The 12,704-nt window shown below is 74.0% G+C and carries 12 protein-coding genes; 7 read left to right on the top strand and 5 right to left on the bottom strand.

What is annotated here, in order from left to right:
* Positions 1–164 precede the first annotated feature (164 nt).
* A complete protein-coding gene (locus tag ACIPLC_RS30030) occupies positions 165–1,085 on the bottom strand; it encodes a JmjC domain-containing protein (RefSeq protein ID WP_400476165.1) in 921 nt (306 codons plus the stop codon).
* 470 nt (positions 1,086–1,555) lie between these two features.
* On the opposite strand from ACIPLC_RS30030, the gene ACIPLC_RS30035 reads away from it, so the two are divergent.
* Positions 1,556–1,981, top strand: a complete 426-nt coding sequence (locus ACIPLC_RS30035; protein WP_400476166.1) for an NUDIX domain-containing protein — start codon at positions 1,556–1,558, stop codon at positions 1,979–1,981.
* A gap of 88 nt (positions 1,982–2,069) precedes the next feature.
* Here the strand turns inward: ACIPLC_RS30035 and ACIPLC_RS30040 are convergent, their stop codons facing one another.
* A complete protein-coding gene (locus tag ACIPLC_RS30040; protein WP_400476167.1) occupies positions 2,070–3,455 on the bottom strand; it encodes an MFS transporter in 1,386 nt (461 codons plus the stop codon).
* Positions 3,456–4,060: 605 nt separating this feature from the next.
* Here ACIPLC_RS30040 and ACIPLC_RS30045 point away from each other — a divergent pair.
* Entirely contained in the window at positions 4,061–4,558 is a 498-nt protein-coding gene (locus tag ACIPLC_RS30045; protein WP_400476168.1) for an aegerolysin family protein, read from the top strand.
* 238 nt (positions 4,559–4,796) lie between these two features.
* On the opposite strand, the gene ACIPLC_RS30050 is transcribed toward ACIPLC_RS30045, so the two are convergent.
* The 3 genes from ACIPLC_RS30050 to ACIPLC_RS30060 form a co-directional block, all read right to left on the bottom strand.
* The gene (locus ACIPLC_RS30050) at positions 4,797–5,552 is read right to left on the bottom strand and encodes a heparin lyase I family protein (protein WP_400476169.1); all 756 of its coding nucleotides are present in this window, start codon (positions 5,550–5,552) and stop codon (positions 4,797–4,799) included.
* Between the two features lie 167 nt (positions 5,553–5,719).
* Positions 5,720–7,165 carry a uracil-xanthine permease family protein gene (locus ACIPLC_RS30055; protein WP_400476170.1) on the bottom strand — a complete coding sequence of 482 codons (1,446 nt, stop codon included), beginning with the start codon at positions 7,163–7,165 and terminating at the stop codon, positions 5,720–5,722.
* A gap of 164 nt (positions 7,166–7,329) precedes the next feature.
* Positions 7,330–8,283 carry a LuxR C-terminal-related transcriptional regulator gene (locus ACIPLC_RS30060; protein ID WP_400476171.1) on the bottom strand — a complete coding sequence of 318 codons (954 nt, stop codon included), beginning with the start codon at positions 8,281–8,283 and terminating at the stop codon, positions 7,330–7,332.
* Positions 8,284–8,474: 191 nt separating this feature from the next.
* Here ACIPLC_RS30060 and ACIPLC_RS30065 point away from each other — a divergent pair, with 191 nt between their 5' ends.
* The 5 genes from ACIPLC_RS30065 to ACIPLC_RS30085 all read left to right on the top strand — a co-directional run bounded on the left by ACIPLC_RS30065 (position 8,475) and on the right by ACIPLC_RS30085 (position 12,639).
* Positions 8,475–9,194, top strand: coding sequence for a G1 family glutamic endopeptidase (locus ACIPLC_RS30065; RefSeq protein WP_400476172.1), 720 nt, complete (start codon positions 8,475–8,477; stop codon positions 9,192–9,194).
* Positions 9,195–9,385: 191 nt separating this feature from the next.
* The gene (locus tag ACIPLC_RS30070) at positions 9,386–10,036 is read left to right on the top strand and encodes a TetR family transcriptional regulator (protein ID WP_400476173.1); all 651 of its coding nucleotides are present in this window, start codon (positions 9,386–9,388) and stop codon (positions 10,034–10,036) included.
* A 44-nt stretch (positions 10,037–10,080) separates the two neighbouring features.
* Positions 10,081–10,848: an SDR family NAD(P)-dependent oxidoreductase gene (locus ACIPLC_RS30075; protein WP_400476174.1), complete on the top strand. Its 768-nt coding sequence runs from the start codon at positions 10,081–10,083 to the stop codon at positions 10,846–10,848.
* Between the two features lie 88 nt (positions 10,849–10,936).
* Positions 10,937–11,977, top strand: a complete 1,041-nt coding sequence (locus ACIPLC_RS30080) for an NAD(P)-dependent alcohol dehydrogenase (RefSeq protein WP_400476175.1) — start codon at positions 10,937–10,939, stop codon at positions 11,975–11,977.
* A gap of 182 nt (positions 11,978–12,159) precedes the next feature.
* Positions 12,160–12,639 (top strand): flavodoxin family protein, encoded by a 480-nt coding sequence (locus tag ACIPLC_RS30085; RefSeq protein WP_400476176.1) that lies wholly within the window; start codon positions 12,160–12,162, stop codon positions 12,637–12,639.
* The last annotated feature ends 65 nt before the right edge of the window (positions 12,640–12,704 follow it).

The raw sequence follows: 12,704 nt of genomic DNA on the forward strand, positions 1-12,704 counted from the left end.
CCAGTTGTCCCCGCCCTACACATTGACCTTTGTGGGGACCACCACCGGTCCGTGTTGAATATTGCCGGGTACAATTCCGGTTATAAGGGGGGGCGGTTGCCCGGACCGTCTGGTCCGGGCAACCGCGCCCTCGTACGTTCACCCCCGCCCGGTCTCGGTCCGGCTCAGCCGCCGGTGGCCAGCGGTCCGTGACCAGGCGCCGCCCGGCCGCCGTCCACGACCGGCTCGGGCAGCGGCCCCCGGGCGAGCCGTAGCAGCTCCTGCGGGGTCAGCTCGGCCAGCCGGGCGTGCCCCAGCCGCAGCACCTCCGCGGCCGCGTCCAGCAGTTCCGCCGGCGTCGCCGGGCGCTCCGGCAGCCCGTCCGCCCAGCCGCCGCCGGCCAGCCACTCGCCGACGGCGCCGCGCAGCTGCCCCGTGCCCGCCTCCCGGATGGTGAACGAGAGGTGCACCGACAGGCCCTGATGGCCCGTCGCGGTGTGCGGGGCCCCGCGCGGCACGTACAGCACCTCGCCCGGCTTGAGCACCGACCCGAGCGCCACCGCGCCGGGTTCGGGGGCCAGCCCCGGGCGCCAGCGCCCGTCGGCGGGGGCCTCGTGGACCGTCCACTCCTTCTCGCCCGCGAGCTGCACGACCAGCACGTCCGCGTCGTCCCGGTGCACGTCCAGCCCGCGCCGGCCGGCGCCCGTCGCGAAGCAGAACGCCTCGGTCCGGCGGCCCAGTTCGACCGCGATGTCGGTGGCCAGTGCGCGCACCGGCGCGTGCCACTGGTCCAGCTGCGGCAGCAGCAGCGTGGCGCCGTCGGCCAGCAGGGCGGCGATCCGGTCGGGATCGGCGAAGCCCTCCTCCCGGCGCCCGGCGACCACCCGGGCCGTGCAGAACTCCGCGGGCGGGACGACCGCACCCGCCCGGACCATCTCGACGTAGGGCACCCGCAGCAGTCCGCCGCGCAGCGCCTCGTCCAACTCGCCCGGCCGGGGCAGCCCCGCCGGCCACCCCGCGGTGCGGAACACCTCCGGTCGGCGTTCCTCCAGCGCCTTGGCGAAAATCGCCGGGTCGCCCACCAATTCGGTCAGAACTCGCCCCATCGTCCATCCCTCCGTCCAGCGGTCCACCACCGGTCGACCGTCGCATAACCTACGGATGAACATTTGGCTCCGGTTCACCGGGGATTCGCCGACCAGTCCAGGATCGGCCAGCTTCGCGTCATGAGGCGACGGCCGGAATGCGCCGTGGCGGCCCGTCCCCGGCGGACGGGCCGAGGGGCGGACCGGACGGTCGACGCCGGCGTCGGCTCCCGGCGGCCGAGCCCCGACACCCCAGGCCGGGCGGCCGACCGCGGCGGCCGTGGCCCGCTCCCGGGGCGGGCCGCCCGCCCCGGGGCGCGACGGGCGACGGCGACCGGGCCCCGGCCGCCCCGCACCACCCCGAGGGCTCCGGCGAGCCGTTCCGGAATCCTGTGACGATCGTCACATCCGACGATCCGGGTGGCAGCTCCGCTCGTCGCCCGGGTTATTCGGGTACCGACCACGGCCCCCCACCTGCGACAATCCCGACCATGATCGACTCCGCCGCCCCGACCGCTCCGCCCGGCCCCCTCGCCGTCGCCGCCGCCGCGATCGTCCAGGACGGCCGACTGCTCGTGGTCAGCAAGCAGGCCGCCCCCGACGTCTTCTACCTCCCGGGCGGCAAGCCCGACCCGGGCGAGGACCCGCTCCAGGCCCTCACCCGCGAACTGCGCGAGGAACTCGGCGCCGCGCCCGTCGACCCCCGCCACCTCGTCGACATCCGCGCCACCGCCGCCCTGGAGGGCGTGCCCATGCTGATGACGGTCTTCACCGCCGCCCTGGACCGTGCCCCCACCCCCGCCGCCGAACTCGCCGCCCTGCGCTGGACCGACGGCCGCGACGACACCCTCCTCCTCGCCCCGGCGGTGCGCGACCACCTCCTGCCGCTGCTGCGCGAGCGGGGCGACCTGTCGTAGGGCGGTGAGCCGTCAGCGGCCCGTAAAAGCCGGGCGGCGCCGCCCGGGAGGTCCCGGGCAGCGCCGCCGGTGCGTCACGCGGTGGCCGTCAGCGCGCCGCCTGCGGGACGCGCTGGGCCGGGACGGCCGGCTTGGCGGCCGTGCGGCCGGTGGCCGGGGCGGCGCCCAGGGCGGTGCCCCGGGTCTCCTCGGCCCACAGCACGCACACCAGCAGGCCGACCACCGTGGTGCCGGCGGCGATGAGCATGGTGGGGCCGGTGCCCAGCCCGGACAGCGACAGCGGCAGCAGGTAGGTACCGACGGCCGCGCCGATCCGGCTCACCGAGGTCGCCACGCCCACCGCGGTCGCCCGGATCTCGGTGGGGAAGAGCTCGTTCGGGTAGGTCCAGTCGAGGACGTTGGGCCCGCCGCACAGGAAGGCGTACGCGCACAGCGCGGTCAGCGCGACGGCGGCCGGGGCGGTGGGCCACACGCCCAGCAGGGCCAGCGGGACGGCCATCAGGGCGAACGACCAGATGATGACGGGGCGCCGGCCGCGGGTGTCGATCAGACGCAGGGCCGGGTAGCAGCCGAGCAGGAAGACCAGGCTGATCAGCCCGGTGCCCAGGGTCTCCATCACGGTGCCGCCCGGCATGCCGAAGGAGGAGAGGATCTGCGGGCCGAAGGTGAGCATCGCGAACAGCGGGCCGACCTGGCAGAGGAAGAACAGGCCGCAGAACAGCGTGCGGCGCCGGTAGGGCGGGGTCATCAGCAGCCGCAGCCCGCCGGGGCGGCCGCGCTCGGCCGGGTCGGGCATCAGCTCGCGGCCGTCCACCCGGACGCCGAGGTGCTTCTCGACCACGCGCACCGCGTCGCCGACCCTCCCGTGGGCGGCCAGCCAGCGCGGGGACTCCGGCGTGCCGCGGCGGATCACCAGGAACACCACGCACAGCACCGTGGAACTCGCGAGCATCCACCGCCAACTGCCGGGCCCGGCCAGCTCCAGGAACGCGTAGCCCACTACGTAGGCGAGCACGGAGCCGGCGTACCAGGCGATGATCTGCTGACCGAGCAGCCGCCCGCGTTGCTTGGCGGGCAGCCACTCGGCGAGCAGGGAGGTGGCGATGGGGTAGTCGGCGGCCACGGCCATGCCGAGCACGAAGCGCAGCACGGCGATCGCCCACACCGCGTCGACCCAGAAGGAGAGCACCGAGCAGACGACCATCACGAGCAGGTCGGCCGTGTACATCACCTCCCGGCCGATGCGGTCGGTCAGCACGCCGAAGAGCGCGCCGCCGACGAACATGCCCACCAGCGCGGCGGCGCCGATCAGGCTGACCTCCGCGGTGGACAGGCCGAGCTCGGGTCGCATCCCGATCAGGGCGACGCCGACGATGCTCAGGATGTAGCCGTCGAGCAGCGGCCCACCGGAACAGGCGAGGGCCAGTTTCCGGTGGAAGGCGGTATACGGGGCGTTGTCGATGGTCTGGGACATGTGCTGGGGGTCCTCCGGAGCGTACGGCGGCGGAGGACCCGCTCACCGTGCGCCGGGTAGACGGCAGGAAAGGCGCCGTCCGGCGGACGGCGCCGACACCCGGCGACACCGGGTGACCGTCCACGGTTGCCCCGGTGCGCGGGGGCCGCCACCGGGCCGAAGGTCGGCCGGAGTCGCGACCAAGGTCCCGAAGCGGACAGGGCCTCGGACCGTGTCGCGACCCCGCCCGCCCAGTCCTGCCGGGCCCTGTCGCCGCCCGGGCACCCGTTCCCCCGCCGGGCGTGACCCTTCTCACCCGAAGGCCCCCGAAGGCCCCGATCGTGTGGCCTGCGCCACATCGGCCCGCGTCGACGGCGCCGCACCAGGCCCACGCCGCACCGGCCCGCACCGGCCCGCATCGCCGACGGGCGCAGCCCCGGTGTGCCCGCCGGCCGCAGCGGGACGCGGGCGGCGCGTCCCGCTACGAGGCGTCCCGCTGCGGCGCGCCCCGGTGATCGGCGACGTGTCGCTTGTCGACGACTTGTTAATCGCCCGTCAAGTGGCGTGGCCGAGGCTTCCAACAGGACGACCGCACGGACGCGGTCCGAGAGCGAGAGGAACATCTGATGGCAAAGCGAAAGTCTCTGATGGGTTCGGCCCTGGCCGCAGTCGGCGTCGCCGCGATGATCGCGACGGCCGCCCCGGCCAGCGCGGACACGGGCCGGCAGGCCGAGGCGGCGCAGACGCTGAGTGCGGCGCGCAGCACGCAGATCTCGGTCATCAACTGGACGGGCTGTGAACTGCGCCTGCAGCAGGCCTGGCTGGACCACGGCATCTGGTCGGACGGCCTGGCTCCGGTGGGCGTCATGAGCGACGGGGCGTCCGGGCGCTGGCAGTCGGAGAGCAACGGCTTCCTCACCGGGACCGAGGGTCACGTCATCTACGACGCGGAGAACTGTAAGTCGGCGGCGTACAACGGCAAGCGCGTCCAGCTCCACTGGAACAACCCGTACGGGGGCAGCAACTCCTACGACAGCGCCGGTTCCGACCCGCTGTTCAGGTTCGCCTCCAGCGGCGGCAGCGGCAACAACGCCGCCTTGTACTGGCAGATCATGAGCAGCTGACCGGAAGTCGGCCGATCGCTTGCGGCTGCCGGGGATGGTGCGGCAGCTCCGCACCGGCTGCTCCGGCAGCCGCCGGCCCCGCTCCGCCACCGCGCCCGGAGACCCGACCCCCGCCGGGCGCGGTGGGCGCTCGCGAGCTTGCCGCTGTCCGCAGCGGTGAGTTCGGCGAGGTCTGAGCCGGGGAGGCGAGGGCCCGGACCGCCACCGGCGGTCCGGGCCCTCGAGGCGCCCCTCGGTGTCAGGAGCCGGCCGTGGCCGCCTCCAGGGTGGTCGCCATGATCGGGCTGGTGAACGTGTTCGTCGCGTCGCCCGTGGAGGGGTGGTAGGAGCCCCACTTGAGGTAGTTGCGGTCGCCGTCCCAGGTGGTGCCCTTGAAGGTGCCCGAGCCGGTGGTGAAGGTCTGCTTCACGCCGTCGAACCAGAAGTCGATGGTGCCGTCGGTGCGGCCCAGCCGGATCTTCAGCGCGTACGAGTGCCACTGGCCGTTGGTGGTCGGCGCCGTCCACAGCGAGTGCGCGACGTGGTCGGTGTCCCACTCCTGGAGGCGGATGCGCCCGGTCGTCGCGTCGATCTCGATCGGGTGGTTCGCCGTGTCGGTGCTCGGCGAGCACTTGAGCTGGAAGACGTAGCGGCTGTTCGAGTCCTGGATGTCCACCTTGGACGACCAGCCGAGGTAGAAGGTGTCGCCCTCCTTCAGATCGGGGCCGAGCGTCTCGCAGCGCTCCTCGCCCCCGGCCTGGAACGCCCGCCACACACTGCCCTTGGCGGGGTCCTTGACGACACCGAAGTTCCCCGACGCGCACTGGACGGAGGCGAAGGAGGACGGGCCCTTGCTGGTGCTCGGGGTCCAGAGGACCTTGCCCGCCGCGGCGGCCGTGGTCGAGCCGGCGTCGGCGGCGGAACTGCTGGCGGTGGCCGAGCCGCAGGAGATCGCGAGCGTGGCGAGGGCCACGGCCCCGACGGCGACCTTGCGGTGGTGGGACAGAAGGGACATGCCTCTCCCGGGGGGATGAGTGGCCGGAGAACGGACGCCACCCGGGCCGGCCGGCCCGGGTGCACGGAGCGATTCGACCACCTGACGGCCCGCTGGGCCAGGCGGAAGCACCGGCGGAAGTACCTTTCGGTCACTTCCGCCGGTCGGCGCCGGCCGCGACCGCCCGCTTACGGAGTGTGTCGCTGCGCCCCGCCGGGCTCGCCCGACTCCCCGGACGCCCCGGGCTCCCCGGCCTCGCCGGAGCCCTCGTCGTAGGAGGAGGTGCCCTCGTCCAACAGCGGCTCCTGCGTCTTGAGGTGCGCGGGGGCCAGCGCCCGCAGCGTGTGGTAGCCGGTGATGACGACCAGCGTGCCCAGCGCGATGCCGCTCAGGCTGAAGGTGTCGGTGAACTTCAGGGTGACGTTGCCGATGCCGATGATGATGCCCGCGGCGGCCGGCACCAGGTTCAGCGGGTTGCGCAGGTCCACCTTGGACTTGATCCAGATCTGCGCGCCGAGCAGGCCGATCATGCCGTACAGGATGACGGTGATGCCGCCGAGCACCCCGCCGGGGATCGCGGCCACGACGGCGCCGAACTTCGGGCAGACGCCGAAGAGCAGCGCGAAGCAGGCCGCGGCCCAGTAGGCGGCGGTGGAGTAGACCCGGGTGGCGGCCATGACGCCGATGTTCTCGGAGTAGGTGGTGTTCGGCGGGCCTCCGACCGCGGTGGAGAGCATGGAGCCGACGCCGTCCGCGGAGATCGCGACGCCGAGCTTGTCGTCCAGCGTTTGGCCGGTCATCTCGCCCACGGCCTTGACGTGCCCGGCGTTCTCCGCGACCAGCGCGATCACCACGGGCAGGGCGACCAGGATCGCGGACCACTGGAACGAGGGCCCGTGGAAGGCGGGCAGGCCGATCCAGTCCGCCTTGCCGACGCCCGACAGGTCCAGGCGCCAGTGGTCGGTGAGGTGGCCGCCCGCGTCCACCGAGTGGATCTTCCCGAAGATCCGGTCGAACAGCCAGGAGATCCCGTACCCGAAGAGCAGCCCGAGGAAGATCGCCACGCGGGACCAGAAGCCGCGCAGGCACACCACGGCCAGGCCGGTGAACAGCATCACCAGCAGCGCCGTCCACTGGTCCTGCGGCCAGTAGGTCGACGCGGTGACGGGGGCGAGGTTGAAGCCGATCAGCATGACGACCGCGCCGGTCACGATCGGCGGCATCGCCGCGTGGATGATCCGCGCCCCGAACCGCTGGACCGCGAGGCCCACCAGGAACAGCGCCGCGCCCACCACGAACACCGCACCGGTCACGGTCGCGCTGGTGCCGCCCTGCGCCCGGATCACCGCGGCCACGCCCACGAAGGACAGCGAGCAGCCGAGGTAGCTGGGCACCCGGCCGCGGGTGGCCAGCAGGAAGATGATCGTCGAGACGCCGGACATCATGATCGCCAGGTTGGGGTTGAGCCCCATCAGCACGGGCGCCACGAAGCTCGCGCCGAACATGGCCACCACGTGCTGGGCGCCGAGCCCTGCCGTGCGGGGCCAGGAGAGCCGTTCGTCGGGGCGGACGACCGCCCCCGGCGCGGGCGTACGCCCGTCACCGTGCAGCTTCCAGCGCACGCCGAGATCCATGGTGGGGGTTCGCTTTCTCTGTACTTCCGAGGAACTGTCCGCACCATTCTCCCGGCCACCGCGCCCCGCGCGCGCACCCGGGCGAGTCCTGACCTGCGCACTCGCACGGAACCGGGGGCGGGCTCAGCGGATGCGGGAGTCGGACCGGGGGTGTCGCGGCGCGCTCACAGCAGCTCGGCCCGGGCGGCCTGGATGCCCGCCTGGAAGCGGGTCCGGGCCCCGAAGCGGTCCATCAGCTCCCGCACCCAGCGCTGCACCGTCCGGGTGGACACCCCCAGCTGGCGGGCGATCGACTCGTCCGTGAGCCCCGCCGCGAGCAGCGGGAGCAGCTGGCGGTGCCGGTCCTCCGGGGCCTCCTCCGGCAGCGCGGGCAGCCGCATCGCCTGCGCCCAGTACAGCTCGAACAGCCCGGCCAGCGCGTCCAGCAGGGTGGAGGGCCGGATCAGCAGCACGCTCTGCAGCTCGGTGCCCGCGCTGACCGGCAGCAGTGCCCAGCGGTCGTCCAACAGCGCCAGCTTCAGCGGAAGTTCGGTGTGCACCCGGGCCTGCTCCCCGGCCGTGGCGAAGGAGTGGATCTCCGCCAGGCGCTCCGGATCGCGCAGCACCCGGCTGTGGTACACCACCCTGGTCGTCACCCCCCGTGCCAGCAGGGCCAGTTCGGTCTGCGGATCGCTGCGCCGGATGTACGGGGGGCGGTCCAGGACCCGCAGCCGCTCGCGCACCCCCAGTTGCAGGGTGCGCCACAGCTCGGCGACCGACCTGCGCCCGCAGATCACCTCGACCGGCCCGTCGGACCGGGTGCCGTCCCGGCCCTGCCGGTAGGTGCGCATCAGCTCGCCCATCCGGCCCCGGGCGCGCCGCAGTTCGACCTCGCGCCGCAGCAGCAGCTCCTCGACCGCCACGTCCGGCGGCACCGCCGCCCAGGCCCCGGCCGCGCAGGCCTCCACCAGCCCGTGCGCGGCCAGCGAGGCCAGCGCCGCGAGCACGATCGAGGTCTGGAGGTTCACCTGGGCGGCCAGCCACTGCGGGTCGGCGGCCTGGACGCCGAGCAGTCGCAGGTAGAGCTGTTCCTCGACCGTGCCGAGGCCGAGTCCGGCGAGCATGCCCGTCCCCGACACTGCGCCCTCCTCGTCCTCCACCGCCAGTGGACGAGCCGACTGTGCGCCACCCGGTGCGCGAAATCAAGGGATTGATCGGGCGACATGTTCCCGCCATGTCGGGTTCCTGCCCTGACGGCTCCCTTCCCGGCCCGCCCGCAGCGCCCGCAAGCTGGGCGGCACCCCCTCAACCCCCAGTGAAGGAGCCCCCCATGGCCCTTTCCCGTACCGGCCGGCTCGTGCTCGCCGCCCTGCTGGCCCTCCCGGCCGCCGCGGCCGCGACCCCCGCCACCGCCGCCCCCGCCACTGCCCCCACCCACGCCGCCGCGCACGGCTACGGCGCCGCGCACCGCTTCGGCCACGGCGCCCGCTACGACGGCGGAGTCTGGGGCGGCTACGTAGCCCAGGGCAGCGGCTTCCAGAGCGTCTCCGGTTCCTGGACCATGCCCGCCGTGCAGTGCAACACCGCCAATGACCTGTTCGCCCCCTGGGTCGGCATCGACGGCTACGGCTCGCAGACCGTCGAGCAGACCGGCGTCCAGGCCGACTGCTCCAGCGGCTCCCCGGTCTACTCCGCCTGGTACGAGATGTACCCGGCCCCGCCCCAGTACTTCAGTGACCCGGTGGACGCCGGCGACAGCTTCACCGCCTCGGTGGTCAACGACGGCGGCTCCGACTACACCCTGAAGATCACCGACACCACCAAGGGCTGGACCGAGAGCACCCGCCAGCAGCTCAACGGCCAGAACGTCAGCGCCGAGGCCGTGATCGAGTCCCCGAGCCAGAGCTACCCCTCCTTCAGCCGCCTGGACTTCTCCGGCGTCACGGTCAACGGCCAGGTCTTCGACGGCTACTCCCCGCAGGCCATCAACAGCGGCCCCTACACCGAGACCCCGCTCAGCAACGGCTCCTTCGCCATCGTCCCCGCCTGAACCGCCCGCCTGAACCGCCCGCCTGAACCGCCCGCCTGAACCGCTCCGCTTGAACCACCCGCCTGACCCGTTTCCACCCGACCCCCTCCGAGCCCGCCCCGGCCCCCGCCTTCCCGCAGGGGCCGGGGCGGGCTCGTGTCCCATCGGGACTCATGTCCCGACGGGACATTTCCGGGTGTACGGTGGCTCCCGTGACCACCGAGAAGGCCGAGCACACCACCGAGGGACGGCGTGACCGCAAGGCGCGCCGCACCCGCGAGTCGCTGGCCGCCGCCGCCCTCCACCTGGTGCTGGACCGCGGTCTGGCCGCCGTCTCCGTCGAGGACGTCACCGACCGGGCCGACGTCTCCCGCCGCACCTTCAGCCGGTACTTCGCCTCCCGCGAGGACGCCGTGCTGGACTGCCTGCGCGCCGACTTCGGCCGGATCAACGCGGCGCTGGCCGCCCGCCCCGCCGCCGAGACCCCGGTGGCCGCCTACCGTGCGGCACTGCGGGTCTGGCTGGGCGACGAGCGGGACCCTGCCTGGCACCGGCGCCCCGGCGTGCGGGAGCTGTTCGGCCTGATCGCCGCCGAGCCCTCGCTGACCGCCGCCTACCGGCGGATCTGCGTCGACGAGGAGGAGGCCTCCATCCGGATCGCCGCCGCCCGCCTCGGCCTGGACGCGGAGTTCGACCTGCGCCCGGCCGTCGCCGTCGGCCTCGGTGTGGCGGCCCTGCAGGCCGCCTCCCGCGCCTGGGTCCGCCACCCCGTCGGCGAGGACGGACCGGACCTGCCCGACCTCGTGGAACGGGCCTTCGACCTGCTCACCGCCGAACCGCCCCCCGACGGCCCGGCGGCCTGAACCACCGCGCCCACCCGGCGCCCCCGCACGAAAGGACGTACGCCATGACCGGCACCGACCACCCCCAGGAGTTCACCGGCAAGGCCGCGCTGGTCACCGGTGGCGCCTCCGGCATCGGCCTCGCCGTGGCCCGCCGCCTGGCGGCCGGCGGCGCGGCCGTCGCCGTCGCCGACTTCGACCTGGAGGGCGCCCGCAAGGCCGCCGCCGAACTGGAGGCCACCGGTGCCCGGGCCCTGGCGATCGGGACGGACGTCACCGACCCGGAGTCGGTGCGAGCCGCCGTCCAGGCCGCCGTGGACGGCCTCGGCGCCCTGCACCTGGCCGTCAACAACGCCGGCATCAGCGGCGCGAAGGCCCCCACCGGCGCGTACGAACCCGAGCAGTGGCGCCGGGTGCTGGCGACCAACCTCGACGGCGTCTTCTACTCGCTGCGCTACGAGATCCCCGCCATCCTCGCGGCCGGCGGCGGCGCCGTCGTCAACATGGCCTCGATCCTCGGCACCAACGGCTTCGCCGGTTCGCCCGCCTACGCCGCCGCCAAGCACGGCGTGGTCGGCCTGACCAAGACCGCCGCCCTGGAGTACGCCGCGCAGGGCGTGCGGATCAACGCCGTCGGCCCGGGCTTCATCGACACCCCGCTGCTGAGCCAGGCCGACGACGAGGCCCGTCAGGCGCTGGTCGCCCTGCACCCGGCGGGTCGGCTCGGCCGCGCGGAGGAGGTCGCCGAACTGACCGCCTTCCTGCTCTCCGACCGGGCCTCCTTCATCCACGGCAGCTACCACCTGGTCGACGGCGCCTACGCGGCCCGCTGACCGGCCCGTCACCGGCCCTTCGGGGAACCGGGGCGGCGCAACCGGGGGGCAGGCAAGTCCGGGGGCAACGAGAGGGAGTCCGAAACCCATGAAGGCAGTCCAGTACCGCAGCGTCGGCGCCGCCCCCGAGGTGGTCACCGTCCCCGATCCGGAGCCCGGCCCCGGTCAGGTCCTGCTCAAGGTCACCGCGGCGGGAGTGTGCCACTCCGACATCGCCGTGATGAGCATGCCCGCCGAGCGGCTCCCCTTCCCCCTGCCGCTCACCCTCGGGCACGAGGGCGTCGGTACGGTGGCCGCGCTCGGCGCGGGCGTGACCGGCCTGGCCGAGGGCGAGCCGGTCGCGGTCTACGGGCCGTGGGGCTGCGGCAACTGCGCCAAGTGTGCGGAGGGCAAGGAGAACTACTGCCTGCGCGCCGCCGAACTGGGCATCCGCCCGCCCGGCCTGGGCGCCCCCGGGGCGATGGCCGAGTACATGGTGGTGGACAGCCCCCGGCACCTGGTGCCGCTCGGCGGCCTCGACCCGGTCCGGGCCGTGCCGCTGACGGACGCCGGCCTGACCCCGTACCACGCGATCAAGCGCTCGCTCGGCAAGCTGACGCCCGGCAGCACCGCCGTGGTGATCGGCACCGGCGGCCTGGGCCACGTCGCGATCCAGTTGCTGCGCGCGATGACCGCGGCCCGGGTGATCGCCCTGGACGTGACGGAGGAGAAGCTGGCGCTGGCCCGCAGCGTCGGCGCGCACGAGACGGTCCGCTCGGACGCCTCCGCGCCCGCCCGGGTGCGCGAACTCACCGGTGGCATCGGCGCCCAGGTGGTGCTGGACTTCGTCGGGGCCCCGCCCACGACGGCCGCGGCCGGCGCGATGGCGGCGGTGGAGGGCGACGTGACGATCGTCGGCCTCGGCGGTGGCACCCTGGCGGTCGGCTTCGGCACCCTCCCGTACGAGGTCTCGGTGTCCTCCCCGTACTGGGGCACCCGCGCCGAACTGATCGAGGTCCTCGACCTCGCCCGGGCCGGCTCGGTGGACGTGCACGTCGAGACCTACGGGATCGACGAGGCGCCGCTCGCCTACGAGCGCCTGCACAGCGGCCGGATCAACGGGCGCGCCGTCATCCTCCCCAACGGCTGACTCCTCCCTCGGTGGGCGGTGATGTCACGTTCTCCGGCGGTGCCCGGTCCACCTGTCGGGTGCGGTCGTGGCGTGCTGCGGCGGCCGCTTCCGGTGAGTCGGGTGCGGTACGGGCGGGTAAGGCGTGTTGGCGGCCTGATCCGGTCGGCTTCGCACGGGAATCGTGAATGAGGAGCGTCGTCATGAAGGCCGTCATCGTGTGCACCTCCGTGTCCCACGGCAACACGAGGAGGATCGCCGACGTCATGGGCCAGGTCCTGGAGGCCCGGGTCGTCGACCCCGAACAGGTCGACGTCGCGGAGCTCGCCGCCTGCGACCTCGTGGGGTTCGGCTCGGGGATCTTCTCGATGAAGTTCCACCCGCAGCTGCGCCGGTTCGTCCGGTCGCTCCCGCCGGGGCAGGGGCCGCGGCGCCGGGCGTTCGTGTTCGCCACCAGCGGGCTGCCCGAGCCGTCGTTCCAGCCGTTCACCCGCCCCCTCGTGCGGGTGCTGGAGCAGAGGGGCTTCGAGGTGGGCGACACCTTCTCGTGCCGCGGGTTCGACACCTGGGCCCCGTTCAAGCTCGTCGGCGGCATCAACAAGGCCCGGCCCGACGCCACCGACCTGATGGCGGCGCGCGCGTTCGCCGAGGGGTTGCGAGCCCGGACCGGCACGGTGTCCTGACCGGTCGGGCCGGGGGCGCCCCGCTGCCCCGTGCCCCGCTGCCCCGCCGCACAGTGCGGCGGGGC

Origin of the sequence: Kitasatospora sp. NPDC086801, from assembly GCF_044745805.1 — a bacterium.
Lineage (GTDB): Bacteria > Actinomycetota > Actinomycetes > Streptomycetales > Streptomycetaceae > Kitasatospora.